Origin of the sequence: Actinomadura sp. RB99 (assembly GCF_014706005.1) — a bacterium.
Lineage (GTDB): Bacteria > Actinomycetota > Actinomycetes > Streptosporangiales > Streptosporangiaceae > Spirillospora.
Map to the genome: position 1 here is coordinate 21396 of NZ_JABMCA010000058.1, position 26476 is coordinate 47871.

28 protein-coding genes are annotated in these 26476 nt (G+C 72.9%); 16 read left to right on the forward strand and 12 right to left on the reverse strand.

Going from position 1 to position 26476, the window contains the following annotated elements; genetic code table 11:
- The first annotated feature begins 25 nt into the window (after positions 1-25).
- Positions 26-952 carry an NADP-dependent oxidoreductase gene (locus amrb99_RS36400; protein WP_190864945.1) on the forward strand — a complete coding sequence of 309 codons (927 nt, stop codon included), beginning with the start codon at positions 26-28 and terminating at the stop codon, positions 950-952.
- A gap of 59 nt (positions 953-1011) precedes the next feature.
- Here amrb99_RS36400 and amrb99_RS36405 read toward each other — a convergent pair whose 3' ends face one another.
- The gene (locus amrb99_RS36405) at positions 1012-1578 is read right to left on the reverse strand and encodes a TetR/AcrR family transcriptional regulator (RefSeq protein WP_347257002.1); all 567 of its coding nucleotides are present in this window, start codon (positions 1576-1578) and stop codon (positions 1012-1014) included.
- Positions 1579-1638: 60 nt separating this feature from the next.
- Between amrb99_RS36405 and amrb99_RS36410 the strand changes: the two genes are divergently transcribed.
- Positions 1639-2379 (forward strand): SDR family oxidoreductase, encoded by a 741-nt coding sequence (locus tag amrb99_RS36410; protein ID WP_190864949.1) that lies wholly within the window; start codon positions 1639-1641, stop codon positions 2377-2379.
- A 13-nt stretch (positions 2380-2392) separates the two neighbouring features.
- On the opposite strand, the gene amrb99_RS36415 is transcribed toward amrb99_RS36410, so the two are convergent.
- The 4 genes from amrb99_RS36415 to amrb99_RS36430 form a co-directional block, all read right to left on the reverse strand.
- Entirely contained in the window at positions 2393-2791 is a 399-nt protein-coding gene (locus amrb99_RS36415; protein ID WP_190864951.1) for a VOC family protein, read from the reverse strand.
- Between the two features lie 55 nt (positions 2792-2846).
- Positions 2847-3491: a hypothetical protein gene (locus tag amrb99_RS36420; RefSeq protein WP_190864953.1), complete on the reverse strand. Its 645-nt coding sequence runs from the start codon at positions 3489-3491 to the stop codon at positions 2847-2849.
- A gap of 191 nt (positions 3492-3682) precedes the next feature.
- On the reverse strand, positions 3683-5092 hold the full coding sequence (locus amrb99_RS36425) for a glycoside hydrolase (RefSeq protein ID WP_190864955.1): 1410 nt from the start codon (positions 5090-5092) through the stop codon (positions 3683-3685).
- Positions 5093-5208: 116 nt separating this feature from the next.
- Positions 5209-5949 (reverse strand): helix-turn-helix domain-containing protein, encoded by a 741-nt coding sequence (locus amrb99_RS36430; RefSeq protein WP_190865024.1) that lies wholly within the window; start codon positions 5947-5949, stop codon positions 5209-5211.
- 77 nt (positions 5950-6026) lie between these two features.
- On the opposite strand from amrb99_RS36430, the gene amrb99_RS36435 reads away from it, so the two are divergent.
- Positions 6027-6869 (forward strand): SDR family oxidoreductase, encoded by an 843-nt coding sequence (locus amrb99_RS36435; RefSeq protein ID WP_190864957.1) that lies wholly within the window; start codon positions 6027-6029, stop codon positions 6867-6869.
- A 27-nt stretch (positions 6870-6896) separates the two neighbouring features.
- Here the strand turns inward: amrb99_RS36435 and amrb99_RS36440 are convergent, their stop codons facing one another.
- On the reverse strand, positions 6897-7520 hold the full coding sequence (locus tag amrb99_RS36440; protein WP_190864960.1) for a TetR/AcrR family transcriptional regulator: 624 nt from the start codon (positions 7518-7520) through the stop codon (positions 6897-6899).
- Positions 7521-7640: 120 nt separating this feature from the next.
- On the opposite strand from amrb99_RS36440, the gene amrb99_RS36445 reads away from it, so the two are divergent.
- The 4 genes from amrb99_RS36445 (at position 7641) to amrb99_RS36460 (ending at position 10181) form a co-directional block, all read left to right on the forward strand.
- On the forward strand, positions 7641-8060 hold the full coding sequence (locus amrb99_RS36445) for a hypothetical protein (RefSeq protein ID WP_241756266.1): 420 nt from the start codon (positions 7641-7643) through the stop codon (positions 8058-8060).
- Positions 8061-8069: 9 nt separating this feature from the next.
- Complete coding sequence (locus tag amrb99_RS36450; RefSeq protein WP_190864962.1) at positions 8070-8783, forward strand: methyltransferase domain-containing protein; 714 nt, start codon at positions 8070-8072, stop codon at positions 8781-8783.
- 64 nt (positions 8784-8847) lie between these two features.
- Complete coding sequence (locus amrb99_RS36455) at positions 8848-9621, forward strand: hypothetical protein (RefSeq protein WP_190864964.1); 774 nt, start codon at positions 8848-8850, stop codon at positions 9619-9621.
- A gap of 149 nt (positions 9622-9770) precedes the next feature.
- Positions 9771-10181, forward strand: coding sequence for a hypothetical protein (locus tag amrb99_RS36460; RefSeq protein ID WP_190864966.1), 411 nt, complete (start codon positions 9771-9773; stop codon positions 10179-10181).
- On the opposite strand, the gene amrb99_RS36465 is transcribed toward amrb99_RS36460, so the two are convergent.
- Positions 10150-12681 carry a tetratricopeptide repeat protein gene (locus tag amrb99_RS36465; RefSeq protein WP_347257003.1) on the reverse strand — a complete coding sequence of 844 codons (2532 nt, stop codon included), beginning with the start codon at positions 12679-12681 and terminating at the stop codon, positions 10150-10152. The two genes, amrb99_RS36460 and amrb99_RS36465, sit on opposite strands and share 32 nt — an antisense overlap.
- A 157-nt stretch (positions 12682-12838) precedes the next feature.
- Between amrb99_RS36465 and amrb99_RS36470 the strand changes: the two genes are divergently transcribed.
- A complete protein-coding gene (locus amrb99_RS36470; RefSeq protein ID WP_190864970.1) occupies positions 12839-13294 on the forward strand; it encodes a carboxymuconolactone decarboxylase family protein in 456 nt (151 codons plus the stop codon).
- Positions 13295-13487: 193 nt separating this feature from the next.
- On the forward strand, positions 13488-13847 hold the full coding sequence (locus amrb99_RS36475; protein ID WP_190864972.1) for a VOC family protein: 360 nt from the start codon (positions 13488-13490) through the stop codon (positions 13845-13847).
- Positions 13848-13907: 60 nt separating this feature from the next.
- On the opposite strand, the gene amrb99_RS36480 is transcribed toward amrb99_RS36475, so the two are convergent.
- Positions 13908-15110 carry an RNA-guided endonuclease TnpB family protein gene (locus tag amrb99_RS36480; protein ID WP_190864974.1) on the reverse strand — a complete coding sequence of 401 codons (1203 nt, stop codon included), beginning with the start codon at positions 15108-15110 and terminating at the stop codon, positions 13908-13910.
- 186 nt (positions 15111-15296) lie between these two features.
- On the opposite strand from amrb99_RS36480, the gene amrb99_RS36485 reads away from it, so the two are divergent.
- From amrb99_RS36485 to amrb99_RS36500, 4 genes are all read left to right on the forward strand, one after another.
- Positions 15297-17699, forward strand: a complete 2403-nt coding sequence (locus amrb99_RS36485) for an excinuclease ABC subunit UvrA (RefSeq protein ID WP_190864976.1) — start codon at positions 15297-15299, stop codon at positions 17697-17699.
- A gap of 108 nt (positions 17700-17807) precedes the next feature.
- Complete coding sequence (locus amrb99_RS36490) at positions 17808-18254, forward strand: helix-turn-helix transcriptional regulator (RefSeq protein WP_347257004.1); 447 nt, start codon at positions 17808-17810, stop codon at positions 18252-18254.
- A 9-nt stretch (positions 18255-18263) separates the two neighbouring features.
- Complete coding sequence (locus tag amrb99_RS36495; protein WP_190864980.1) at positions 18264-18674, forward strand: VOC family protein; 411 nt, start codon at positions 18264-18266, stop codon at positions 18672-18674.
- A gap of 159 nt (positions 18675-18833) precedes the next feature.
- Positions 18834-19637 (forward strand): SAM-dependent methyltransferase, encoded by an 804-nt coding sequence (locus amrb99_RS36500; RefSeq protein WP_190864982.1) that lies wholly within the window; start codon positions 18834-18836, stop codon positions 19635-19637.
- Here amrb99_RS36500 and amrb99_RS36505 read toward each other — a convergent pair.
- Positions 19630-20754: a glycosyltransferase gene (locus tag amrb99_RS36505; protein ID WP_347257005.1), complete on the reverse strand. Its 1125-nt coding sequence runs from the start codon at positions 20752-20754 to the stop codon at positions 19630-19632. The two genes, amrb99_RS36500 and amrb99_RS36505, sit on opposite strands and share 8 nt — an antisense overlap.
- 117 nt (positions 20755-20871) lie before the next feature.
- Between amrb99_RS36505 and amrb99_RS36510 the strand changes: the two genes are divergently transcribed.
- A complete protein-coding gene (locus tag amrb99_RS36510; RefSeq protein ID WP_190864986.1) occupies positions 20872-21357 on the forward strand; it encodes a potassium channel family protein in 486 nt (161 codons plus the stop codon).
- Between the two features lie 17 nt (positions 21358-21374).
- Here amrb99_RS36510 and amrb99_RS36515 read toward each other — a convergent pair whose 3' ends face one another.
- Positions 21375-22436 (reverse strand): trypsin-like peptidase domain-containing protein, encoded by a 1062-nt coding sequence (locus amrb99_RS36515; protein ID WP_190864988.1) that lies wholly within the window; start codon positions 22434-22436, stop codon positions 21375-21377.
- A 149-nt stretch (positions 22437-22585) separates the two neighbouring features.
- Between amrb99_RS36515 and amrb99_RS36520 the strand changes: the two genes are divergently transcribed.
- Complete coding sequence (locus tag amrb99_RS36520) at positions 22586-23395, forward strand: methyltransferase domain-containing protein (protein WP_347257006.1); 810 nt, start codon at positions 22586-22588, stop codon at positions 23393-23395.
- Positions 23396-23447: 52 nt separating this feature from the next.
- Here amrb99_RS36520 and amrb99_RS36525 read toward each other — a convergent pair whose 3' ends face one another.
- Positions 23448-23840 carry a DUF2267 domain-containing protein gene (locus amrb99_RS36525; RefSeq protein ID WP_190864992.1) on the reverse strand — a complete coding sequence of 131 codons (393 nt, stop codon included), beginning with the start codon at positions 23838-23840 and terminating at the stop codon, positions 23448-23450.
- Between the two features lie 237 nt (positions 23841-24077).
- Here amrb99_RS36525 and amrb99_RS36530 point away from each other — a divergent pair, with 237 nt between their 5' ends.
- Positions 24078-25127 (forward strand): glucose 1-dehydrogenase, encoded by a 1050-nt coding sequence (locus tag amrb99_RS36530; protein ID WP_190864994.1) that lies wholly within the window; start codon positions 24078-24080, stop codon positions 25125-25127.
- A 22-nt stretch (positions 25128-25149) separates the two neighbouring features.
- On the opposite strand, the gene amrb99_RS36535 is transcribed toward amrb99_RS36530, so the two are convergent.
- Positions 25150-26346, reverse strand: coding sequence for an AMP nucleosidase (locus amrb99_RS36535; RefSeq protein ID WP_190864996.1), 1197 nt, complete (start codon positions 26344-26346; stop codon positions 25150-25152).
- Positions 26347-26476: the final 130 nt, after the last annotated feature.

The window sequence follows — 26476 nt, forward strand, 5'->3', positions numbered from 1 at the left end:
GCCGGCGTTCTGGAAAGGAGCGAGCATGCGAGCGATCACCGCACGGGACCGTGACGCGGGCGTCGGCGGCCTCACGCTGACCGACGTGCCCTACCCGCACGCAGCGGAGAACGACGTCATCGTGCGCGTGCACGCCGCGGGCTTCACCCCCGGAGAGCTCGACTGGCCGGGGACGTGGACCGATCGCGCCGGTCGCGACCGGACGCCCAGCGTCCCCGGGCACGAGCTGTCGGGAGTGGTGGTCGAACTCGGGTACGGAACCACCGGCCTCACCGTGGGCCAGCGGGTGTTCGGGCTGACCGACTGGACCCGCAACGGCTCCCTGGCCGAATACACCGCGGTGGAGGCCCGCAACCTCGCTCCCCTGGCGGCCGACGTCGACCACACCGTGGCCGCCGCGCTGCCCATTTCGGGGCTGACGGCATGGCAGGGACTGTTCGACCACGGCCGCCTCACGACGGGTCAGACCGTCCTCGTCCACGGCGCCGCGGGCGGTGTCGGCTCGATCGCCGTCCAGCTCGCGCGGGAGGCGGGCGCCCGCGTGATCGGCACCGGCCGGGCCGGCGACCGGGACGTGGCGCTCGGCCTCGGCGCGCAGAAGTTCCTCGACCTGGGCGCGGACGATCTGCGGGACGCCGGGGAGGTGGACGTCGTGTTCGACGTCATCGGCGGAGAGATCCTCGAACGATCGACCGGACTGGTGCGGCCGGGCGGCACCCTCGTCACCATCGCCATGCCGCCCACCGTGCAGCCCGATGACGGGCGAGCCGTCTTCTTCGTCGTCGAGCCCGACCGCGCCCTGCTGGCCGAACTCGCGCGCCGCCTTCAGGACGGACGGCTCAAGCCCATCGTCGGCGACGTGCGGCCGCTCTCCGAGACGGCCTCCGCGTTCGCCCGCCACCGCCGCACGCCCGGCAAGACGATCATCCGGGTCGCGGACGAGGAGGGCTGACGTCGGCCTCGCCGCGCGGGAGGCGGTCGCTGACGTCGGCCTCGCCGCGCGGGAGGCGATCAGGGACGGGGTGGGCGGAGGCCGTCGATGAGGATCGACAGCAGTCGCGGTCCCCGCGCGTCGAGTTCGGCGTCGTCCAGGCGTGACAGCCAGCTGATGAGCACGATGACGTCGCGGGCCTCGGCGTCGGCGCGGACACTGCCGGTGGAGCGGCCAGCGGCCAGGAGGAGCTCCACCGCCTCGCCGATCGGGCCGAGGCTGTGGGCGGCGAGGTCGCGCCACGTCGCCGCTTCGATGGCGGCGAACACGTCGCGCTTGACCCGGGCGTAGGCGGCGACGCGGTCGAACCACGCCGCCAGCGCGTCGAGCGGTTCGTGGGTCTCCAGCAGGCGTGGAGCGGCGGCGACGAGTTCTTCCACTTCGCGGCGGTACACCTCGGCGAGGAGGTCCTCGCGCGTCGGGAAGTGCCGGTACAGCGTGCCCTGCCCTATGCCGCAGGCCTTCGCGACGGCGTTGAGCTTCAGCTCGCCCGGCTCGCGCACGAGGTCGCGGGCCGCCTGGAGGATCCGCTCGCGGTTGCGCTGGGCGTCCGCACGCCGCGCCGCGCCTTTGACAGAAGCGGACACGTGTCCGTTAGGCTGGTCGGAGTAACCGGACATGTGTCCCATTCTAGGCGGAGGTTCTCCATGACCATCCAGGGCAAGGTCGTCGCCATCACGGGGGCCAGCAGCGGCATCGGCGAGGCCACGGCCCGCCACCTCGCGTCGGAGGGCGCGGCCGTCGTCCTCGGCGCTCGCCGGACCGAGCGGCTGGACCGGCTCGTCGGCGAGATCGAGGCCGCCGGCGGGGAGGCGGCTGCCCTCCGGGTGGACGTCACCGATCCCGGCGACCTCCAAGCACTCGTCGCCGGGGCCGTCGAGCGCTTCGGCCGGCTGGACGTCCTGGTCGGCAACGCCGGGGTCAGCCGGATCGGCCCCGTCGCCGACCTGGACGTGGAGGGCTGGTCGGCGATGGTCGACGTCAACGTCAAGGGGATCCTGCACGGCATCGCCGCGGCCCTGCCGGTGTTCCGCCGCCAGGGCACCGGTCACCTCGTGACGGTCGTATCGACCTCCGGCCTGAAGATCGTTCCCACTCAGGCGGTGTACGCGGGGACGAAGAACGCGGTGCGCACCCTGATGGAGGGCCTGCGGCAGGAGAGCACGGACGGGGTCCTGCGGACGACGTCGATCTCCCCCGGCTACGTCCGCACCGAGCTCATCGACAACGCCGTGGACGACCCGGCCGTGCGCGAGCAGGCCAGGCGGAACATGGCCGACCTCGGCATCGACCCCCTGGCGGTGGCCCGCGCGATCGCGTTCGCGATCGACCAGCCCGACGACGTCGAGATCGGCGACCTGACCATCCGGCCGTCCCGCCAGGGCTGATCGTCCCGGAGGGTCAGATGTCGGCTTCGATGGCGAAGGTGTTGCCGTCCGGGTCCTGGAACCAGGCGATGCGCCCGCCCCCGGCCCGCGGGCAGATCCCCCTGGCGTCGCACTCGAACTGGTCGTAGCGGACGAACTCGACCCCGGACGAGGCGAGTTCGTCCACGATCTGGTCGATGTCGTCGACGTACCACGTCGCCAGCGTCGCGTCGGTCTTTCCGGCGGTGACGGACTGGTACACGTTCAGCGCCGGGCCGCCGCCGGACGCGTAGACGCGGCTGCCGCCGATGATGTCGGCGCTGGGACCGGTCTGCAGGACCTCGAGGCCCAGTCTGCCTTCGTAGAACGCGACGGCCTTCTCGATGTCGGAGACGGCGACGGACGTCCTGACGTCATACGTGCTCAAGGGCATGAACCACTCTCTCACACACGATCGGCTCGGACCTTGGGGTGCCTCGAAGGCCGCCTTACCGCGGGCATTGGCGGGGAAGGCGGACTTTTCCGGGAGTGTGCTTGAAGGTGTTCATCACGAGCCATTCGTCCAGTTCCGGATCGAAAAGGTTCTGGACGCCGAACTGGAGCACCTGCCAGAAGGTCCCCCGGTCGCGCTGGTCGACGTAGACGTCACCGAGGGCGAGCGGAAAGCGGAGGAACTTGCCGGGCGGGAGTTGCGGCACGACGACGCCGACCCTCCAGTGGTTCACGTGGCGCCGCGGGTTCCGCTGCAGCGTCTCCCGTCCGACGAAGCGCGAGGTGCCGAGCTTCTGGTTCAGGGTGTCCAGGTTGAATCCGGGAATGCGGGAGCATTCGTGGTCGTTGAGGCCGGGCCATTTGTAGGTCAGCGTGTAGAGCGAGTTCCGGTAGATGAGGTTCGTGAACCAGATCGGGTAGCGGGGGCCGCCCGCGATCATCTGGCTGTCGCCGTCTCGTCCCGTCCAGGTGAAGGGCACCGTCACGCCGAGGTCCCGGACGATGTATTTGCCCCTTCCGTGGAAGTTCCGCAGCAGCTTGGGCGGGAGCGGCCCGGCCTTTCCGCCGGCGGTTCCGGGCGACGGCGCCATGCCGGTCCGGTCCGCGGCGACGGCGGGGGTCAGGGCCGAGAGGGCGAGCATTCCGGCGACTGTTCCCGACATGGCCGCCCGGCGTGTCCGATTCACGGTTCTCCTCGGATGCTGCGTCGCGCGCCGCCGCGGCGCTGCATCCTCACGCAGCGATGCAATTGCACCGTCCCCCGCCTCGGAGACGACGAAAACCACAGGTGGGTCATGGTGTGTTCTTGCGCCGGTGAGCGCCCCGCGCGTACTCAGACGCCGTCGACCTCCATGGTCGTGACCGTGTTCGACTCGTGGACCACCGTGAGCAGACCGCCCTGCAAATCGGCGTCGGGCCGGCGCGCGTAGCGGCGTGCGGCGGGGGCGTCGATCGTGTCGGTGACCCATACTCGGGCCGCGTTCGCGCCTTCGGTCAGCGACCGCAGATCGTAGGTGACGGTTCGTTTCCGGCCGCCGTTGACGGTCACCAAAACCAGCCGCCCGGCGGACGGGTCGTGGGCGGCGACGGTGTTCGTGTGCCCGGATTTCAGGATCCGCATCCCCGGCCTGATATGGCGGCTGTATTGAGCGAGGACGTGATACTTCGTGTTGACGCCGCCCACTTCGCCTTTGAGCGTGCCCGGCGCTCCGCCGGTCGGATTCGGGGCCCGGTCGTCGTACTCGCCGTCCAGCAGCCCCCAGTCGAGCGCCTCGACGGGCTGCCAGCAGACCCATCCGGCCGCCCGGAGATACCGGATGTCGCGGCTGATGCTCAGCGCCATCGCCAATCCGTCGGGCTCGCCTTCGGCGTACTCGGACTGCCATATCGGAGTCTCTTCGCCGACGGCTTCGCGGAGCTTGGTACGGCTGCGGCCTTTCTCGTCGGGCTCGTAGGCGTGGACGTTGACCCGGCCGAGGAGCCGTCTGGCGCCTTCGGTGAGCTTCTGCCAGGTGTCGACCGCGTCCATATAGCGGCATTCGTCGGAGGCGGCGATCAGCACGTCGCCGAGGCCGTGCTCGTCCAGCGCGCGGCGCAGGCACTCGATGACCGCTTCCTGCGCGCCGAGGGTGAAATGGCACCCCTCCTGGTTCTGCCGCGCGTGCCAGGCGGTCAGCGAGGGCTCGTTGAACGGCTCGACCGACGAGAAGCGGATGCCCCAGTCGTCGCGGGCGCGCCGGGCCACCGCCGCGATGAAGCGGGCGAACGCGTCCTGGTACTGGAATTCCAGGTTGTCCTGCTCGCCTTGCTCGGCGCCGGAGGGATTCCCGTTGACGGTCATCCACCAGGGCGGTGAAACCGAGAACATCTCGAAGGTGTCGGCGCCGGCGTCGCGCGCCTTCGCCAGCATGCTCCGCTGGTTCGGGTCCGCGCTCCAGTTCCACCTTTCGCCGTCGTAGTACGTCTCGATCTGCTTGCGCCGGACGATGGCGGGCGACTCGACCATCGCCGAGCCGCCCGTCCAGGTGCAGGCCCCGAGGTTGTAGCGCACGATGTTCAGGCCCAGGCCGGGAAGCTCGATCTCGCGGCCGGAGGTCGTCACCCTGGTCGTGTCCAGGCCGAACAGGGCCGCGGCCAGGTCGTCCCTCGCGCCCAGTCCGGTGTTCGCCCACCAGGACAGGCAGGTCCCCCAGCCGTCCCATATGTACGCGCCCTCGGGATCGATGACCCGCTCATCGGACATGTCCACGCCTTCGCTCGTCCGTCGCCACCCGGGATGTGTTCGGACGAGCAGGCGCTATCCAGCGCTTTCCAGAACTTTGCCTGATCGATTCCCGAAAGAGGCTCCGGGCTCTTTCCTTATGCGGCGCAGGGCGTGCTTGCGGGAAGGCGGCCCGCACGGAAAGCGGCCGGGGAGACGCCCATGAGCGCGTGGAAGTCGGCCGTCATGTGGGACTGGTCGTAGTAGCCGGTATCGGAGGCGAGGCCCGCCCACTGCGCGGAGCCCGCGCGGGCCAGCACCGTGCGGACCCGCTGGATGCGGGCGAAGCGCTTGGGCGGCAGGCCGACCCGGTCGGTGAACAGGTCGCGCAGGTGGCGCTCGCTGACCGAGAGCCGCCGGGCGAGCGCGGCGACCCGTTCCCCGGTGGTGGACAGCGACTCGACGGCCTCGCGGAGCAGCAGGTCGCGCGCGTCCGCGCCGTCGCGCAGCCCGTCGAGCAGCGCGTGCTCGACGGCCCGCAGGATCGCGTCGGGGCCGGTCAGCTCGTTGAGCCGGGCTTCGAGGCGGGCGGCGCGGTCGCCCCACAGGTCGGTGAGCGGGACGGCCCGGTCGCGCAGCTCGCCGGCCGGGACGCCGAGCAGCGTCCGGGCGGCGCCCGGGCGCAACCGGGCCCGGACGCACATCGGCAGGTCCTTGCCCGGGTTGTAGGAGGCGCGGCTGCGGGGGCCGACCACGCGGAGGTCGCCGTCCCGGGCGCCGGTCCTGCGGTAGACGAGCGCGGTGGCGGCGTCGGGGAGGTGGACGATCGGCCGGGCGCCGTCGGGCCGCATCAGCGTCGCGTCGGCGATCCAGGGCCGCAGCGCGGGCATGGGGGTCATCGCGTCCACGCCGACGACTCTACGGCCTGCCGGTTCTTCCTATATCCGCCGTAGGGCGGGGCGGCAGAGTGCCCGGCATGATCCTCGTGACGGGTGCGACGGGCACCATCGGAACAGAAGTGGTCCGGATCCTGGCCGAGCGCGGCGAGCGGGTCCGGGCGATGACGCGGAACCCGGAGGGCAGGAGCCTGCCGGCGGAGGTCGTCCGGGGCGACTTCGACGACCCCGGCTCCCTGGACGGCGCGGTGGCCGGGTGCGACGCGGTCTTCCTGCTGGACGCGCCGGGCCCCTGGATCGAGCGGCACGACCGGGCGATGCTCGACGCCGCGCGGTCCGGGGGCGTCCGAAGGGTGGTGAAGCTGTCGGCCATCGGCACCGGCGAGGACACCGAGGTCAGGGCAGGCGGCTGGCATCTTCCCGGCGAGCAGGCGCTGCGTGAGGGCGAGGCGGAGTGGACGATCCTGCGGCCGAGCAGCTTCGCCACCAACACGCTGCACTGGGCCTCCATGATCCGCGCGGGGCGGCCGGTCGCCAACCTGACCGGGAACGGCGCCCAAGGCGTGATCGATCCGCGCGACGTCGCCGAGGTGGCGGTCGCGGCGCTGACCGCGCCGGGCCACGCCGGGCGGACCTACACACTGACCGGCCCCGAACTGCTGAGCGCGCCCGACCAGGTGGCGATCCTGCGGGAGGTGCTCGGCCGCCCGATCGGGATCGTCGACGTGCCGCCGGAGGCGGCGAAGGAGCAGATGATCGCGGCGGGCCGGGACCCGGAGTTCGCCGAGGGCGCGATGCGCGGCCAGCGGTTCATCGCCGAAGGGGGGAACGCCCGGCTGACCGCCGACGTGGCCGCCGTCCTCGGCCGTCCGGCGCGCACCTACGCGACGTGGGCCCGCGACCACCGGGCCGCGTTCGAATGAGCGGGCGGCGCCGGAGGCGGGCGCGGCTCAGCGATCCGTGCCGGTGAAGGCGCCGGCGGCGGCGGCCAGGGCGGCGGTCCGGGCGGCGTGGTCGGGGAGGTCCGGGTCGGGGGGTGTGCGGAGGAGCACGAGGTGGTGGTAGACCGGGGCGGTGGCGGCGATCAGGAGCTGCCTGGCGTTGGTGGCCGGGGGGAGTTCGCCGCGGCGGACGGCCCTGGTGACGACGATCTCGCAGCGGGCGTAGCGGTCCTCCCAGAGCCGCCGCTGGGCGCGCTCGGCCTTCTCGGAGCGGAACGACGCGGCGATCAGGGCCGCCATGACCGGCGGCCGCGCGGTCATGGCGTCCTGGATCTCGCGGTTCAGCCCGGCCAGGTCGCGTTCCAGGGAGCCGGTGTCCGGGGGCTGCCAGGCGTCGTCGGCCGCCGCGTCCAGGACGTCGGCGAGCAGGCCGCCGACGTCGCCCCACCGCCGGTGGACGGTGGCGCGGTGGACGCCGGCGCGGGCGGCGACGGCCTCGACGGTGAGGCCGTCGAACCCGTGCTCGCCGAGTTCGGCGAGGACGGCGTCGTGGACCTGCGTCCGGACGCGGGCGGTGCGGCCGCCGGGGCGGCGCCGCGGCGGCGCGGGCCCGTCGTCTGCCGGTGGCGTCATCGGTGGTGCTCCGGTTGCTCGGTGGGACGGCGTCGTGCCAGTATCTTAATGCATCAATTGTCGCATTAGTGTGGACCGTCCCGCCGGGCGGACCCGCCCCGCCAGAAGGAACGGCCCGCCATGCCGCCCGTGCCCGCCGACCCGGACGTGCTGCACCCGATCCCGGGCCGGCCGCGCGTCGTGCTGCTGAAACCCCTGGTCACGTCCCCGCTGATCGAGGTCGGCGAGTTCTCCTACTACGACGACCCGGACGACCCGACCGCATTCGAGACCCGCAACGTGCTCTACCACTACGGGCCGGAGAGGCTCGTCATCGGGAGGTTCTGCGCGCTCGGCGAGGGCGTGCGGTTCCTCATGAACGGCGCGAACCACCGCATGGACGGGCCGTCGACGTTCCCCTTCCCGATCATGGGCGGCTCCTGGGCCGAGCACGCATGTCCGGCGACATCGACGCGCTGGAGGCCGCCGCGCCCCCGCGCCCTTGACCGCGGGGGCGGGTGGCGGCGGCGCACGGCTCCGCGGCGGCGACGCCGCGAGTAGCCTTGGGCGGTGTTCTCGTCTCAGGGGCCGTCGCTGCGCGAACTGGCGGTGCAGGCGCTGTCGTCGGTCGAGCGGGGCTACGACCTGCTCGCCCCGAAGTTCGACCACACGCCTTTCCGCACGTCCGACGCCGTTCTCGACGCGACCGCCGAGGCGCTGCGGTCGCTCGGGCCGTTCGGCCGGGGGCTGGACGTGTGCTGCGGCACCGGCGCGGGCCTGCGGACGCTCGGGGCCGTGTGCCGGGAGCGGATCGCGGGCGTCGACTTCAGCGCCGGGATGCTCGCGGAGGCGCGCGAAGCGCATCCGGACGCGGAGCTGGTCCGGGCGGACGTCCGGAGCCTTTCCCTCGCCGCGGAATTCGACCTCGCCGTGACCTTCGGGGCGCTCGGCCACCTGCTGCCCGCCGAACGCCCCGCCGTTTTCACCGGGGTGCGTCGGGCGCTGCGTCCCGGCGGGCTCTTCGCCTTTCCGCTCGGCGGCCCGCTGCCGATCACGTCGCCCTGGTATTGGGCGCTGCTCGGATTCGACGCGGTCATGCGCGTCCGGAACGCGGTGTGGCGTCCCCCGTTCGTCATGTACTACCGCACCTGCCCGCTGAGCGCGGTCACCAAGGATCTGGCGGCGGCCGGATTCAGCGTGACGACCGTTCCCCTGACGGCTCTGGGCCGGCGAGACAACGGCACTCCCCGCGCCCGCCTCGTCCTCGCGCGAAAGCCCACCTGAAACAGTTCTGTCGGCCCCGGCCGCTACTCTCACGCCGTCGTCGGACGGACGAGGGAGCGCGGGCATGGGAGCCAAGACCGGACTGCTGGTGTACGCGGACGGCGACGTCGGCGGGATCCTCCGCGCCGCCCCCGCACCGGACCGGGACGCGACCGCGGCGCTGCTCGACCGGCTGTATCCCGGTTGGTCGGTCCAGGAGGACAAGCCGTCCACGCTCGGCGACGGCTGCTATCCGCCCTACGGGACGACGTACGCGACCAGCCTTCCGGGGCTCGACATCGTCTGCGACCAGCGGGTCATGCTCGGCGAGCCGTCGCGGCTCCCGGCCCGCCTGGTCGAGGCGGGCGCGGGGCGCAGGCTGGTCCTGCACGCGATGCACAGCGTCGTCGACTGGCTGGCCTTCGCGGTGTGGGAGGACGGGCGGCTGGTCCGCTCGCTGAGCCTGTCGCCCGACAACGGAGTGATCGAGAACATCGGCGAGCCGTTCCCGTTCGAGGCGCCGTACTGGGCCGGGGAGCATCCCGTGCCGCATGACCCCGTCTGGACGGAGGAGCCGTATCCGCTGCCGTTCCACCCCCTGGATCTCGGCGAGGACGCGTTGCGCGGGCTGCTGGGGTTCGTGCTGGAAGGGGAGGTCCGGCCGGACGACGCCGATCCCCACGAGGTGGAGCTTCTCGGGTTCCGGCTCACCGACCCGTCCGATCCGGACGAGGTCGCCAGGCATAAGGCCGAGATCGCGGAAGCCGTGAGCAGGATGGGGCCGCCGCGCCGCTTCACCTACGGCGCCGACGGTTCGCTGATAGAGATCACCGCGGAGGGCCCAGGGGATCAGCGCTGACGCGAGGGGTCGTACCCGGAGGGTGTGTCAGTTTCCGGTCACGTTTCGTGCTGGCGTGCGCCAAAAGCGCACTGGCTGCGGTTGCGGAGGGCGGAACAACGGGGATCTTTCGGGCACTCACATCCGGCGCGAGCATGGGGAGGCCAACGATGACCAGAACGGCGCACGGCTCGGCCCGGCACCTGCGGCCGACGTCCGGATGGCTCACGTTCGCCGGCACCCTCGCCATGGTGATCGGCGCGTTCAACGTCATCGACGGCCTGGTCGGCCTGTTCAAGGACAACTACTACCTCGTCAACGGCAACCAGATCCTGGTGTTCGACTTCACCTCGTGGGGCTGGTTCTGGCTGATCCTCGGCGCCTTCCAGATCGCCGTCGGCGCGGGGATCATCGCCGGGCGGATGTGGGCGCGCGTCGTCGGCGTCATGTTCGCCGTCCTCACCGCGATCGGCCACATCGCGTTCCTGCGGGCCTTCCCGCTCTGGTCGGTGCTGACCATCGCGATGTCCATCCTGCTGATCTACGCGCTCACCGCGCCGTCGTCGCGGGCCCGGGGCTGAGCCCGCCCACCACGGCCCGGGCCGCGGCACGGTGCTCCTCCGCCGCCGCCGGGTCCGTCCCGTCGAGGACGGCGGCGATGCCCTCGTGGGCCAGCGCCTCCTCGTGCCGGTACCCGACCTCCGGGGCCAGCTCCAGCGCCCGCCGGTGCAGCCGCAGGGCCTCCTCGGGCAGCCCCGCCAGCCGGCACGTCTCGCCGTAGCCGTTCAGGAAGTGGATCTTCCAGTGCTCCTCGAACAGCTCGTCGAGCAGCGCGAACGCCCGCCGGTGGGCGTCCAGCGCCTCCTCGTACCGGCCCATCCGGCGCAGGGCGACGCCGAGGCAGTTCAGGCACCACGCCTCGTTGTGCTTGTGGCCGTCCTCGCGCGCCAGGTCGAGGGCCTCGTGCAGATGCCGGACGGCCTCGCCGGGCTCCTCGCCGGCGATGGCCACACCGAGCGTGATCCGGGCCGTCAGCGCGGGCGCCCATGACGGGTCGGAGTGCGGGACCTCCAGGGCCCTGCGAGCCAGCCGCGCCGCCTCCTCGCGGTGCCCGAGCTGCAGCATCGCCCACGCCTCGTACGCGGTGGCGTGGGCGGCGCCCATCGGGCAGCCGGCCGCCTCGTACAGCCGCCCGGCCGTCCGGAACAGCTCCAGCGGCTCCTCGACGTGCCCCTCGTCCCACTTCAGGTAGCCGCGGCGCAGAACCAGCTCCGCCTGCGACAGGGCGTCCCCCGCCCGCGACACCAGCGGCGCCGCCGCCTCGTACGCGGCGCCGGCCTCCGCCATCCGGCCCGCGTTGTACCGCGCGAAGCCGAGGTCGCTGTGCGCCTCGGCGAGCGAGAGCGGGTCGCCGAGGCGCCGCGCGGCGTCCACCGACCGCTCGAAGAGGACGTTGAGCTGCGTCGTCCCGCAGCGCCGCGCGAAGTACGCCCGCATGAAGCGCGGCAGCTCGCACACGTGCGCGTCGGCGCCGGCGGCCACCGCGGCGTGGAAGGCGGCCATCAGGTTCCCGTACTCGGCGCCGAACCAGGCGAGCGCCGCGTTCTTGTCGGGGAAGCGCGGCAGCCCGGCCGGGGCCCGGCCCGCCGAGGCGGCCCGGCTGCCCGCCGGGAACGGCATCGCGGCGTCGGCGGCTGCGGCGGCGTGCACGTAGTAGTCGAGGACGCGGCTCAGCGCCCGCTCCCGCTCCGCCGGGGACTCGTGCTCGGCGGCGGCCCGGCGCGCGTGCTGGTGCACCAGGTCGTGCAGCCGGTAGCGGCCCGCCGCCGGCTGCTGGACGAGGTGCGCGTCGAGCAGGTCCTCCAGCATGGCCAGGGCGGTGCGCGGCGGGACGTCCGCGAGCGCCGCCGCCACGTACTCGTCGAACGACGCCCCGGGCAGCTCCCCCAGCAGCCGGAACAGGCGGCGCTGCGCCCGGTCGAGCTGCCGGACCGACATCGCGAACGCGGTGTCGAACTCGCCGGCGCCCTCCGCCATCCGCTCGACGAGGATGCCGACGGTCCAGCCCGGCCGGTGCCGCAGCCGGGCCGCGGCGAGCCGCAGCGCGAGCGGCAGGTGCCCGCACAGCCGCAGCACCTCCGCCGCGGCCTCCGGCTCGCGGGCCAGCCGGCCGCCGGGACCGCCGGACCCGCCCGCCTCGCCGCTCGCGCGGGCCAGCAGCTCCGCGCTCTCCTCCGGGGACAGCACGTCCAGCGACACCGGGGGCACCTCGTCCAGGCCCAGCAGCCGGTTGCGGCTGGTGATCAGGGCGACGGACGGGCCCGCGCCGGGCAGCAGCGGCCGGACCTGGGCGGCGTCGGCGGCGTTGTCCAGCACCACGACGGCCCGCCGCCCCGCCAGCTCCGACCGCCAGCAGGCCGCGAGCGGCTCGACGCCGCCCTCCTGCGGGATCTTCTCGGACGGGACGTCGAGCGCGGCGAGCAGCGACCGCAGCGCTGTCTCGGGGTCGAGGGGCTCGCGGCCCTCGGTGAACCCGTGCAGGTCCAGGTAGAGCTGGGCGTCGGGCCGCTCGGCGGCGAGCCGGTACGCGGCGTGCACCGCCAGGCAGGTCTTGCCGACGCCCGCCATGCCGTCGACGGCGACGACCCGGCTGCCCGCCACCGCGTCGAGGACGGCGGCGAGCGCGGCCTCCCGCCCGGTGAAGTCGGGGACGTCGCGCGGCAGGTCGTTGCGGGGCGGGCGCGGGGCGCCGGCGGGCGGCGACGGCGGCCGCACCTGGCGGCTGGTCTTCGGGGGCGCCGGCAGCGGGCTCGACGCCCGCTCCCACAGCGGACGCAGCGGGCGCGGGTCGCGCTTCACGAGCCGGCACAGCGCGAGCACCGCCGGCCACGGCGGGACGGTCTGCCCGCCGAGGTAGCGCGACAGGGACGACGAGCTGAGGCCCGTGTCCCGGGCGAGGGCCCGGACGCCGCGTCCGGACAGCTCCTGGAGCAGCCGCAGCCGGGCGGCCAGCTCCTCCTCCGGGCCGGCCTTCGCCGTCCGCTGCTGCGCGACCACCGCTCCCCCGCCTCCCTGTCCCACGCGGGCCGGATCCGCGCGGGCGCTCCCGCCGCTGGTCAAGCCCGTTCCGGCTGTCCCACGGTGTCCCATCGGCATCGTCCTGGCAAGCCCGTCCCGCTGTGATGGAGTCACGCCCCGGGGGAACGGGGCACCGGCCACGAGACAGGGAGAGACCGAGATGCAGTCCCGGATGCAGAACCCCGCCGTCGTCCTGTCCAGCGCGATGAAGCCGATCCAGGAGGTCTTCAAGGCCGTGCACTCCGGCGGGGTGGACGAGCAGACGCTGGAGCTGGTGCACCTGCGGGTCAGCCAGATCAACGGGTGCAGCGCCTGCGTCGACGCCGGCGCCAAGACGGCCCGGAAGGCGGGCGTGAGCGACGAGCGGCTGGCGCTGGTCGCCGCGTGGAGGGAGGCCCCGTACTTCAGCGAGGAGGAGCGGGCCGCGCTGGAGCTGGCGGAGGCCGCGACGCGCCTCGCGGACCGTCCCGACGCGGTGAGCGACGAGGTCTGGGACGCCGCCGCCACCTACTTCGACGAGAAGCAGCTGGCCGCGATCGTCCTGATGATCGGCGTCACCAACATGTTCAACCGGCTGAACGCCACCACCCGGCAGATCGCCGGCGCCTGGGGCTGAGCGGAACCGCCGCCGGGCGGCACCGGCGGGCGGCCTCGCTCGCCGGGCGGCACCGCCGGGCGGCGTCGTCGCAGGTGGGACGGCTGACCAGACCGGTCAGGAATCGAGAAGCACCGATGACCGAGCCGGAACTAGCGTGACCGGCACGGGCGCCCCGGACGGGGGCGCCCCGCACGAGAACCGAGGAGCGATCATGAGCGAGTCTTCCACCCAGGGGATCAAGACGGTCCTGCACCCCGTGTCCGACCTGGCGGCCGCCAAGGCGGTCTACACCGCGCTGCTCGGCGCCGCCCCGACGGCCGACTCGGAGTACTACGTCGGCTACGACGCCGAGGGCCAGCACATCGGGCTGGTGCCGGCCGGCGGGCCGCAGAAGATGACGTCGCCGGTGGCGTACTGGCACGTCGCGGACATCGAGGCGAAGCTGGCCGAGGTGACGGCGGCGGGCGCGGCCGTGCAGGACGCACCGCGCGACGTCGGCGGCGGCCGCCTGGTGGCCACCTTCACCGACCCCGACGGCAACGTCCTCGGGCTGATCCAGGACAAGGGCTGATCCAGGACAAGGGCTGATCCAGGACAATTGACTTTCTTCTTCCCTTAAGGGAGGAGATCCCTACGGCTCGCGCTGTGGGTGTTTCTGCTTCGCAGCCGACTGCGGAAGGGGGGACCCTTGCCGTCTGACATCAGCTCCACAGACATCGCCGGGGGCGCCCCCGGCTACGGCTCGACCAGCCGCAAGGATGTTCTTGGCCGCGTTGACGTCCCGGTCATGCCGGGTGCGGCAGCCCGGACACGTCCATGCCCGGGTGGAAAGGCTCAACTCGGCCAGCAGGTGCCCGCAGTGCGAGCAGGTCTTGGACGAGGGATACCAGCGGTCGACCACCACCAGGGTGCGCCCGGCCCGCTCGCATTTGTACTCCAACTGCCGCCGGAACTCGCGCCATCCGCAGTCGGAGATGGTGCGGGCGAGGCTGCGGTTGCGAACCATGTTGGCGACCGCGAGGTCCTCGACCACGATCACGTCCGCCTTTTGGACGAGGCTGGTGCTGGTGCGGTGCAGGAAGTCGGCGCGGGCGTTGCGGACCTTGCGGTGAGCGCGGGCGACCTTGGCCTTGGCCTTGCGGCGATTGACCGAACCGGGCTGTTTACGGGCCATGCGCCGCTGGTAGCGCGCAAGGTTTCGCTGCTTCTTCTCCAGATGGTGGGGGTTGGCGATGCGGTCCCCGTCGGAGGTCACCGCGAAGTCCTTGACCCCCAGGTCGATGCCGATCTGATGCCCGGCGGCATCCATGGGGGCGGGGGCTTGGGCATCGACGGCGAAGGTGACGTACCAGCGGTCGTCAGGCTCCCTCGAGATCACCACCATCGTCGGTTCCAGTGCCGCCAGGTCCACCTCATCAAAGGACCACACGAACGCCAGCGGTGCGGTGGTCTTTGCCATCCACAACTCACCCTTGCGCATCCGGAACGCCGAGCGCGTGTAGTGGGCGGACTGGCGGGAGTTTCGGGTCTTGAAGCGGGGATAGCGGGCGCGTCCGGCGAAGAAGTTGGCGAACGCGACATGCTGGTGCCGCAGCGCCTGCTGCAATGGAACGGAGGAGACCTCGGCGAGGAACGCCAACTCTCCGGTCTTCTTCCAACCGGTGAGCGCGGCGTCGGTCTCCTTGTAGGAGGTGCGCTTCCCCTCAGACCGCCAAGCGCGATGCCGTTCGGCGAGCGTCAGGTTCCACACCAGGCGTACGCAGCCGAATGTGCGCCCGAAGAGGGCAGCCTGCTCGGTGTCGGGATAGGCCCGGCACTTGTACGCCGTCCGCATGGCCATGACGTTACAGAATGACCGAGTGCATGTAAGGGCTTTCGGATGCCAGGGGCCGCAGGCACCGGGTGACACCTGACGGAGTCCAAACTCCTCTCCGGGAGCGAACCGGACATACTGTCGGACCGAGCAGGCGACACCGACGCGGCCCGCCCCTTCCGGGCCCGCCGACCCGATGGAGAGACCATGAGCACGACCACCAGCGCGGACGAGCCGGACGCCGCGCCGCGCAACGCGCCGCACGTCGCCGACAGCCACGACCTGATCCGCGTGGTCGGCGCCCGCGAGAACAACCTCAAGGACGTCGGCATCGAGATCCCGAAGCGCCGGCTGACGGTGTTCACCGGCGTCTCCGGGTCCGGCAAGACCTCGCTGGTGTTCAACACGATCGCCGCCGAGTCGCAGCGGATGATCAACGAGACGTACAGCACCTTCGTGCAGGGCTTCATGCCGGCGCAGGCGCGGCCCGACGTCGACGTCCTGGAGGGGCTGACCACGGCGATCATCGTCGACCAGCAGCGGATGGGCGCCGACCCCCGCTCGACGGTCGGCACCGCCACCGACGCGCACGCGATGCTGCGGATCCTGTTCAGCCGGCTCGGGCGGCCGCACATCGGGTCGCCGCAGGCGTTCTCCTTCAACGTCGCGTCGATCAGCGGCGGCGGCGCCGTCAAGTACGAGCGCGGCGGCAAGACGGTGAAGGAGCAGCGCTCCTTCACGATCACCGGCGGGATGTGCCCGCGCTGCGAGGGCCGCGGCACGGTCTCCGACATCGACCTCGCCGAGCTGTACGACGAGGACAAGTCGCTGAACGAGGGCGCGCTCAAGATCCCCGGGTACAGCATGGACGGCTGGTACGGGCGGATCTTCCGCGGCTGCGGCTACTTCGACCCGGACAAGCCGATCCGCGAGTACACCAAGAAGGAACTGGACGACCTGCTCCACCGGGAGCCGACCAAGATCAAGGTCGACGGGATCAACCTGACCTACGAGGGCCTGATCCCGCGGATCCAGAAGTCGATGCTGTCCAAGGACGTCGACTCGCTGCAGCCGCACGTCCGGGCGTTCGTGACGCGGGCGACGACGTTCACCGTCTGCCCGGACTGCGGCGGCACGCGGCTCACCGAGGCGGCCCGGTCGTCCAAGATCGACGGGATCGGCATCGCCGACGCGTGCGCGATGCAGATCAGCGACCTGGCCGCGTGGGTCCGCGGGCTGGACGAGCCGTCCGTCGCGCCGCTGCTCGGGAAGCTGGCGCACACCCTCGACTCGTTCGTGGAGATCGGGCTCGGCTACCTGTCCCTGGAGCGGCCGTCGGGCACGCTGTCGGGCGGCGAGGCGCAGCGCGTCAAGATGATCCGGCACCTCGGGTCGTCGCTCACCGACGTCACCTACGTCTTCGACGAGCCGACGATCGGTCTGCACCCGCACGACATCCAGCGGATGAACGGCCTGCTGCTGCGGCTGCGGGACAAGGGCAACACCGTGCTCGTCGTGGAGCACAAGCCGGAGGCGATCGCGATCGCCGACCACGTCGTCGACCTCGGTCCCGGCGCCGGCACGAACGGCGGCACCGTCTGCTTCGAGGGCACCGTCGAGGGGCTGCGCGCGTCCGGCACCGTCACCGGCCGCCATCTCGACGACCGGGCCGCGCTGAAGAAGACGGTGCGCGAGCCCACGGGGAAGCTGGAGATCCGCGGCGCGTCGACGCACAACCTGCAGGACGTGGACGTCGACATCCCGCTCGGGGTGCTCACCGTCGTCACGGGCGTCGCCGGGTCCGGCAAGAGCTCGCTCGTGCACGGGTCGATCCCGGCGGGCGCGGGCGTCGTGGCGATCGACCAGGGCGCGATCCGCGGCTCGCGGCGCAGCAACCCGGCGACCTACACCGGGCTGCTCGACCCCATCCGCAAGGCGTTCGCGAAGGCGAACGGGGTGAAGCCCGCGCTGTTCAGCGCGAACTCCGAGGGCGCCTGCCCCGCCTGCAACGGCGCCGGCGTCGTCTACACCGACCTCGCGATGATGGCCGGGGTCGCCGTGACCTGCGAGGAGTGCGAGGGCAAGCGGTTCCAGGAGGCGGTGCTGGACTACCGCCTCGGCGGCCGCGACATCGCCGAGGTCCTCGCGATGCCGGTCGCGGAGGCCGAGGAGTTCTTCGGCGCCGGCGAGGCGCGGCTGCCCGCCGCGCACAGGATCCTCCGGCGGCTCGCCGACGTCGGGCTCGGGTACCTCGGCATCGGGCAGCCGCTCACCACGCTGTCCGGCGGGGAGCGGCAGCGGCTCAAGCTCGCCACCCACATGGGCGAGGACGGCGGCGTGTACGTCCTCGACGAGCCGACCGCGGGCCTGCACCTCGCGGACGTCGAGCAGCTGCTCGGGCTGCTGGACCGGCTCGTCGACGCCGGCAAGTCCGTGATCGTCATCGAGCACCACCAGGCCGTCATGGCGCACGCCGACTGGATCATCGACCTCGGTCCCGGCGCCGGGCACGACGGCGGGCGGATCGTGTTCGAGGGAACGCCCTCCGACCTCGTCGCCGCCCGCTCCACCCTCACCGGGGAGCACCTCGCCGCCTACGTCGGCGCCTGACCGGCCATGGGCCTCGCGGACGTCCTCTCCCGCTTCCGGCGCGGGGCGGGACGCCGCGGGGCCCGGCGGCGTCCCGGGGATGTCACCGGCGGGACGTACGATCCGGGTGTGGCCCGCAAACCCGCCTCGGAGCAGCGCCTTCTCGACCTGGCGCGGCTGCGGCGCGTCCGCGACCGGATCGACCGGGAGTTCGCGCGGCCGCTCGACGTCGAGGCGCTCGCCCGGGGCGTGAACATGTCGGCGGGGCACCTCAGCCGCGAGTTCCGCGCCGCCTACGGCGAGTCGCCCTACTCCTACCTGATGACGCGGCGCATCGAGCGGGCGATGGCGCTGCTGCGGCGCGGCGACCTCAGCGTCACCGAGGTGTGCTTCGAGGTCGGCTGCTCGTCGCTCGGCACGTTCAGCACCCGGTTCACCGAGCTCGTCGGGATGCCGCCCAGCGTGTACCGGCGGCGGGCGGCGGACGCGCCGGGCGAGCTGCCGTCGTGCGTGGCGAAGCAGGTGACGCGGCCGGTGCGGAGCAGGTCGCCGGGCCCGGGCGGGCCGCCGGGTTAGCCTGGCCGCATGGACATCGCCATCCATTCGACGTTCCTCCCGCACGAGGACCCGGAGGCGTCCCTGGCCTTCTACCGGGACGTCCTCGGCTTCGAGGTCCGGCTGGACGTCGGCAGCGGGCGGATGCGCTGGATCACGGTCGGGCCGCCCGGCGGGACGGGCACGGCCATCGTCCTGCACCCGCCGGCCGCCGACCCCGGCGTCACCGAGGACGAGCGCCGCACCATCGCGGAGATGATGGCCAAGGGCACCTACGCCATCATCCAGCTGGCCACGCCCGACCTCGACGGCGCCTTCAAGCGGCTCCAGGCGGGGAACGCCGACATCGTCCAGGAGCCGGCCGAGCAGCCGTACGGCGTGCGGGACTGCGCGGTCCGCGACCCGGCCGGCAACCTCATCCGCATCCAGCAGACCCGCTGACAACCCGCCCGGCCGGAAGCGGCCGGTGCGGGTGCGGGAGCGCTGCAGGTGTGCCGTTCTTTTCCAGGAAAGGCGTGGGGACGCCGTATCATCGCGGGCCGCCCAGGTTCGGGGGGTGCGGTAATTTTGGGCGGAATCCCCGAGGGAAGGGCGTCGTTCATGGCAGCGGACGGGCCGGTCATCGACACGAGCGTTCCGCATTCGGCGCGCGTCTGGAACTACTGGCTGGGCGGCAAGGACAATTATCCGGTCGACCGGGAGGTCGGCGAGCAGGTCCGCGCGGTGTATCCGGGAATCGTGGACGTGGCGCGCCACTCGCGGGCGTTCCTCGGGCGCGCGGTGCGGTATCTGGCGGGCGAGGCGGGTATCGCGCAGTTCCTCGACATCGGCACCGGCCTGCCGACGGTGGACAACACCCACGAGGTCGCGCAGCGGGTGAACGCGGGCTGCCGGATCGTCTACGTGGACAACGACCCGCTCGTCCTGACGCATGCCCGCGCCCTGCTCAGCAGCACTCCGGAGGGCGCGTGCGACTACATCAGCGCGGACGTCCGGGACCCGGACGCCATTCTCGAACGGGCGTCGCGGACGCTCGATCTCGGCCGTCCGGTCGCGCTGATGATGCTGGGCATTCTCGGGAACGTATGGGACGACGCGGAGGCGCGGGCGATCCGCGACCGGCTCGTCGGAGCGCTGGCGCCGGGCAGTTTCCTCGTTCTGGAGGACGGCACCGACAAGGTGGATCCGGAGGCGGCCGCTCAGGCGGAGCAGACCCGCGCGGAAGCGGGCGACCCTTACAAGCTCCGCACCCCCGAGCAGATCGCGGCCTATTTCGACGGCCTGGAACTGCTGGAACCCGGTGTGGTGTCGGTGTCGCAATGGCGTCCGGAGGCCACTCCGTGGGGCAGCCCGGCGGAGGTGACGGCCTTCTGCGGCGTCGCGCGGAAACCCGCCGTCACCTGACGCGCCCTTTCCACGCCCCGCCGCGGCCTTTCCAATGGAGGCGGGCGGAGTCGACGGTCATCGCGGCGTACATGAGCGCGATCAGCGGCAGCGCCGGCGCTCTCAGCGGCGAAAGGCCGTAGAAGCGCAGCATCGGGACGTAGGTGGCGGTCATCAGCGCCCACGCGAGGAGGCCCGCGGCGGCGGGCAGGGGGCTGAGGGCCGCCAGCCCGGCGAGGGCGGCGACGGGCGGGACGGCGTACACCAGCAGCAGCCCGAGGACGGTGCCGAGCAGCAGCGCGGGCGAGTAGCGGAGCTGGTGGTAGGCGCTGCGGGTGATCATGGCCCACAGGTCGCGCAGGTGCGGGTAGGGGCGGCGGCTGACCACGTCCCGGTCGAGGTCGAGGCGGCAGCGGGCGCCGGCGCGCTTGAGCAGGCGGCCGAGCGCGACGTCGTCGATGAGCGCGCCGTGGATCGCGGCGAGCCCGCCCGCCGCCTCCAGCGTCTCGCGGCGGACGAGCATGCAGCCGCCGGCCGCGGCGGCGGTGCGGCGGCCCCGGGCGACGCGGCGGAACGGGTAGAGCTGCGCGAAGAAGTACACGAAGGCCGGGACGATCCAGCGCTCCCAGGCGGTGGCGGTGCTGAGGGCGGCCATCCGGGACACGAGGTCGCGGTCGTGCGCGGCGCGGACGAGGCGGGCGAGCGTGCCGGGCGCGTAGGCGATGTCGGCGTCGGTGAACAGGTAGAAGTCGGGCTCGCCGGCGGCCCGGACGCCCTCGGACATCGCCCACACCTTGCCCGCCCAGCCGGCGGGCCGCTCGCGGGCCCGGACGACCCGGGACGCGCCGAGCCGGGCGGCGGTCTCGGCGGTGCCGTCGCCGCTGGCGTCGTCCACGACGACGACGTCGAAGCGGCCGGGGTAGCGCTGCGCGAGGACGGTCGGGAGCGTGCCGGGCAGGACGGCGGCCTCGTCGCGGGCCGGGATCACGGCGGTGACGTGCGGCCACGCGGGCGGGTCGGCGCGGGGGCCGGCGGTGTCGGGGACGCCGGTCCGGGTGCGCCAGAAGCCGCCGTGGGCGACGGCCAGGTACAGCCAGGCCGCGAGGGAGGCCAGTGCCAGTACGCCCAGGATCAGCACGTCCGGCAGCCTCGCATCCGGCGGTGGTGATCGTCCAGCATCACGGAGCGTGAAGATGGGCATCCACAGGGTGTGGACGCTCCCTGGCGCCGGCCGCTCGTCCGGACGGTCGCGCGCATGCTGGTGATCTCGGCCTGCATGGTGGCCCTGTACGCGGTGGCGCCGCTGGACGTACGGTTCGGCGCCGCCTCCGCGCTGGCGCTGGTCGGGTCGCTGGCGGGTCTCGGGGTGCTCACCGGCTGGCAGGCGCGGTCGATCGTCCGTTCGCCGTCGCCCTGGCTGCGCGCCATGGAGGCGCTGGTGACGTCGCTCGTCGTGTTCCTGCTGCTGTTCGCCTCGTCGTACCTGCTGATGGACAGCGGCGGGACGGGCCACTTCTCCGAGCGGCTGTCGAAGGTGGACTCCCTGTACTTCACCGTGACGGTGTTCTCGTCCGTCGGTTTCGGCGACATCGTCCCCGTGTCGACGGCGGCGCGGATCCTGACGACCGTGCAGATGCTCGGTGACCTGGTGTTCCTCGGCGCCGTCGGGCGGGTGCTCCTGGAGGCCGCGCGCAGGGGCGCGGAGCGCCGCGACCGCACCGGGCGCCCGGACGGGCTCTGATGACCGGCGGCCCGGCGTCAGCCGCCGGGCAGCTCGCCCAGCTTGACCTGGACGTCCTTCTTCGACCCGCTCGGCTCCTGGATCCGGACCTTCACGGTCTGGCCGGGCTTCAGGCCGGCCAGGACCGCGGCCAGCGCCGTCTGGTCGGGCGTCGGGGTGCCGTTCACCGAGAGGATCAGGTCGCCGGCCTTGATCCCGGCCTTGTCGGCGCCGGCGCCCTTCGTCACGTCCACCACGGCGACCGCGGTCTTCTCGCCGCTGCTCGGGTCGACGATCGTGCGGACGGTCGCGCCGATCGCGGCCCGCCCGGACTGCGCCACCTTCCCGTTCTGGATCAGCTGCGGGGCGATCTTCTTGACGGTGTCGCTCGGCGTCGCGAACCCGATGCCCGCGGCGGCCCCGCCGATCTGCGGGTCGGACGCGGCGGCGGTCGGGATGCCGATGACCTGCCCGTCCAGCGTGACGAGCGCGCCCCCGCTGTTGCCGGGGTTGATGGGCGCGCTGGTCTGGATCGCGTCGCCGATCGTCGCGCCGGGGAACGCGCCCTCCTGCTTGGTGGACACCGTCCGGTTCAGCGCGGAGACGATCCCGTTCGTCACGCTCCCGGCGAGGCCGAGCGGGTTGCCCATGGCCAGCACGATCTGCCCGACCCTGGCCTGGGCGGAGTCCCCGAACGCGGCCGGGCGCAGGGTGCCGCCGGACGCCCTCACCACCGCGAGGTCGTCGGCGACGAAGGAGCCGACCAGGTTCGCCTTCAGCGGGCTGCCGCCGCTGGAGGCCGTCACCCGGATCTGCTTGGCGCCCGCGACGACGTGCGCGTTCGTGACGATGTCGCCCTTGTCGTCGTAGACGACGCCGGAGCCCTCGCCCTGGTCGGTCTCGATCTTCACGACGGAGGGCAGCACGGACGAGACGACCTGCTCGTACTGCTGCTGGAGCTGCGCCGCGCCGCCGGTCGGCGAGGGCGCCGCCGCGGCGGCCGTCCGCGCCTTCCCGCCGTCGCCTCCCCCGCCGCAGCCCGCCAGCAGCAGCGCCGTCCCCGCCAGGGCCCCCGCGAACAACCTCACGTTCCGGTCCACCAGAACTCCCCCCTCCCTGTCCGCTCCTTCCCTTTTCCGCCGCGAAGGCACTTCCGACCTGCGGAGACGTGATCGCGTTTCGGCGGCCCTTGTCCGCCATGCCCGGAATGTCGGAGGATCAAGGTCGCCACCGAGGGGAGATCGGGACCGTGCGCGACGACATCGGCGGGGTCGACACCGGGGCCCGCGGCACCTGGGCCGGGGGCGACTACGCCCGCGTCGGCAACCGCTGGCTCCTGGTGAGCGAGCTGCTCTGCGAGACCGCCGGGATCCGGCCCGGCGAGCGCGTCATCGACGTCGCCACCGGCACCGGGAACACCGCCCTCGCCGCGGCCCGCCGGTTCGCCGACGTCACGGGCGTCGACTACGTCCCCGAGCTGCTGGACCACGCGCGGGCCCGCGCCGCCGCCGAGGGGCTGGAGGCGCGGTTCGAAACCGGCGACGCGCTGGCGCTGCCCCACCCGGACGGCGCGTTCGACGTGGCGGTGTCGACGTTCGGCGTCCAGTACGTCCCCGACCAGGAGCGGGCGGCCGCCGAGCTGGTGCGCGTCGTCCGGCCCGGCGGGCGGATCGCGCTGGCGAGCTGGGCGCCCGACGGCTTCCTCGGCGAGCTGCTCCGCCTCGTCGACCGGTACACCGCCGGGGCGTCCGGGGACGCGGCGCCCACCCGGTGGGGCACCGCCAAGCACCTGGAGCGGCTGCTCGGCCCGCACGCGTCCGCGCTGGAGTGCGGCGAGCGGCGGTGGCGGTTCCGGTTCCGCTCCCCCGCCGACATGATCGGCTACTTCCGGGCGTACTTCGGCCCGCTGACCCTCGCGTTCGGCGTCCTCGACGCCGCCGGGCGGGACGCGCTGACCGCCGACCTCACCCGGTACATCGAGGCCGCCGGAGCCGCCCCCGGCGGCACCGTCGAGGTCCCCTCCACGTACCTGGAGGCGGTCGCCGTCCTCGGCCCGTGAGGCGGTCGCCGTCCTCGGCCCGTGAGGCCGGCCGGCGCGGGCCGTCCCGGGATCAGTCCGTGAGCTCGTTCTTGCCGAAGAACGGCGCGTACCCGGACGGGAGCTGGCTCAGCAGGTGGTTCAGCTCGCCGCCGGAGACGGTGCCCGCGAGGGTGCTGAGCACGGCGTCGGCATCCCACTCCGCGGTGCGCTCGGTGGCGCCGGTCATCCCGGCGACCCGGCGGCAGAACTCCGCCGACCCGTACGACTCGGCCCGCGCGGCGTCGCGGTCGCGCATCAGCTCGTCCAGCGGCTCGGGGAGCTGCGCCGCCAGGTGGTCGGCGCTCTCCTCGGTGAGCCGGTCGCGCAGCACGCTCAGCACCGCCTCGGTGACGCGTTCGGCCTCCTCGCGGCCGCTGTAGTCCCCGTTGTCGCGGACCGTCGCGATGAACTGCCCGTACTTCATGGTCTGTCCCCTCTCCGTACGCCTGCGTCCGGTCCTCTCTGCCGGGGTGCCCGTGAACACGGCCTCCATGCGGCCCGGAATGGGATGAATCGCCCGCGCCCCCGCGGGGATCCCGTGCCGTCCGCATGGATCCGGACCCGGGGGTAGGGCCCTAGGGACGGGAGACCGGGCACGGAGGGGAGCGTTGGCGCTGCGCATCGAGGACTACGGAACCGAAAAGAGCCGAAGGAGAACCGCATGCGCGCCTTGACCGTCGTCCCCGGGCAGAAGGACTCCCTGTCGGTCCGGGACGTCCCCGATCCGGAGCCGGGCGACGGCGAGCTGCTGGTGGACGGGCTGGCCGTCGGAGTCTGCGGCACCGACCGGGAGATCGCGTCGGGCGAGTACGGCTGGGCGCCGCCCGGCCGTGACCGGCTGGTCATCGGACATGAGTCGCTCGGCCGGGTGCGGCGGGCGCCGTCCGGCAGCGGGTTCGGCGAGGGAGACCTGGTGGTCGGCGTGGTGCGGCGGCCCGACCCGGAGCCCTGCGGGGCCTGCGCGCACGGGCAGTTCGACATGTGCCGCAACGGCCGGTACACCGAGCGCGGCATCAAGGAGATCGACGGCTATGCGAGCCAGGCGTGGGCGGTCGAGGCCGACTACGCGGTGAAGCTGGACCCGCGGCTCGCGGACGTCGGCATGCTGATGGAGCCGGCGACGGTGGTCGCGAAGGCGTGGGAGCAGGTCGAGAAGGTCGGCGAGCGCGCCTGGTACGAGCCGAGGTCCGCGCTGGTCACCGGCGCGGGCCCGATCGGGCTGCTGGCCGCGCTGCTCGGCGTCCAGCGCGGGCTCGACATGCACGTCCTCGACCAGGTGCCGGACGGGCCGAAGCCGGAGCTGGTGAAGAGCCTCGGCGCGACGTACCACAGCGAGGGGATGGACGCCGCGGTCGCGTACGCCAAGCCGGACATCGTCATCGAGGCCACCGGCGTCGGGCAGCTCGTGTTCGGCGCGATGGCGGCCACCGGCGCATACGGCGTCGTCTGCCTGACCGGCGTGTCGCCGGCCGGGCGGAAGCTGACGGTCGACGCGGGCGGCCTCAACCGGGAGATCGTGTTGCAGAACGACGCGATCGTCGGGTCGGTGAACGCCAACCTGGACCACTACGCGGAGGCCGCGGGCGCCCTCGCCCAGGCCGACCCGGACTGGCTCGGCCGACTCGTGTCGCGGCGCGTCCCGCTGGAGCGGTTCCAGGACGCGTTCACGCCGGACAAGGACGATGTGAAGGTCGTCATCACGCTCGACTAGCGCCCGCTCCTGCCGGGGCCGCTCAGTGCTCGGTCTCCGTCCCGAGCAGCGGCTCGTCGGAGGCGCGCAGGTCCTGGTTGGGCAGGCCGTCGGGGAAGTCGCGGCGCACCCGTTCGAGCGCGGCCAGGGCGATGTCGAGGTGCCGCCGCTTGCTCGTCTCGTAGAAGGACTTCGCGCCGTCCGACAGCTTCGGCGCGGCGTGCAGCGGCTTGTCCGAGACGCAGAGCAGCGTCGCGTTCGGGATGCGGTAGCGGAACCCGTTGGCGGCGATCGTCGCGGACTCCATGTCGACCGCGATGCAGCGGGCGCCCTTCATCGCCGCGAGCGTCCGCCGCTGGTTGAACTCCCAGTTGCGGTTGCCGGTGGTGTGCACCACGCCCAGCCGGTAGCCGGCCCCGGCCGCTTCGAGGCTGTCGAGCAGGATGGTGTTGAGCCGGTGGTTGGGGATGACCGGGATGTCGGTGGGGAGCGCCTCGTCCAGCACGTGGTCGGCGCGCTGGTAGGCGGTGGCCAGCACGTAGTCGCCGAGCCGCTGGTGGTTGCGGAGCCCGCCGCAGTGACCGACCATGATCATCGTGTCCGGGCGCAGCACCGCGAGGTGGTCGGTGACGGTCTTGGCGTTGGACGGCCCGACCCCGATGTCGACGAGGCTGACGCCGTCCCCCTCGGGGGTGCGGTGGTGCCAGGCGGGCATCTGCACGCCGGGGCGCTCCGGCCCCTCCGCCCCGGGGAACCGCTCCCGGAACGACTCGACGTACATCGCGTAGTTGGTGAACAGCACGTGCCGCTGGAACGACTCGGCGGGCGTGCCGCAGTAGTGCCAGAGCCGGTCGAGGGACAGGGCCATGCGCTCCGGCCCGAACAGGAACAGCTTCTTGCCGCGCAGGTCGACGTGGTCCTCGTCCAGCGCGGCGAAGAAGCCCGGGTCGTCGAACGGCAGCGCCCGCCGCGACGCCCGCACGGTCACGTTCGCGCCCGCCCGGATCAGCGCCGACAGCTCCCGGCGCAGGTAGTTCCGGATCGCGCCCGGCCGCGCGAACTCCCCGGTGATGTGCGGGTTCGCGGACGACCACGGGCGCTCGACGTCGATGGCCGGATACCAGCCGTCCGCGTCGATGGCGCACAGGGCGTCCAGGAGCTCCTCCACTGCCGGGGCCGGCGCCCCCGCCGTGGCCGTCGTGACCCGTCCCACCGTGCCCGGCACGCTTCCCTCGACCATCCAGGCGCCTCCCTCCGGCTCCGCACCATGGCCAGCATCCTCGATCCGCGCGCGCGGCGTGATCGATTTTCGCCCGGACGGCCGGGGAGGCGGCGGATCGTTCACGAGTGTCGCCTTCCGACGGTCCTGA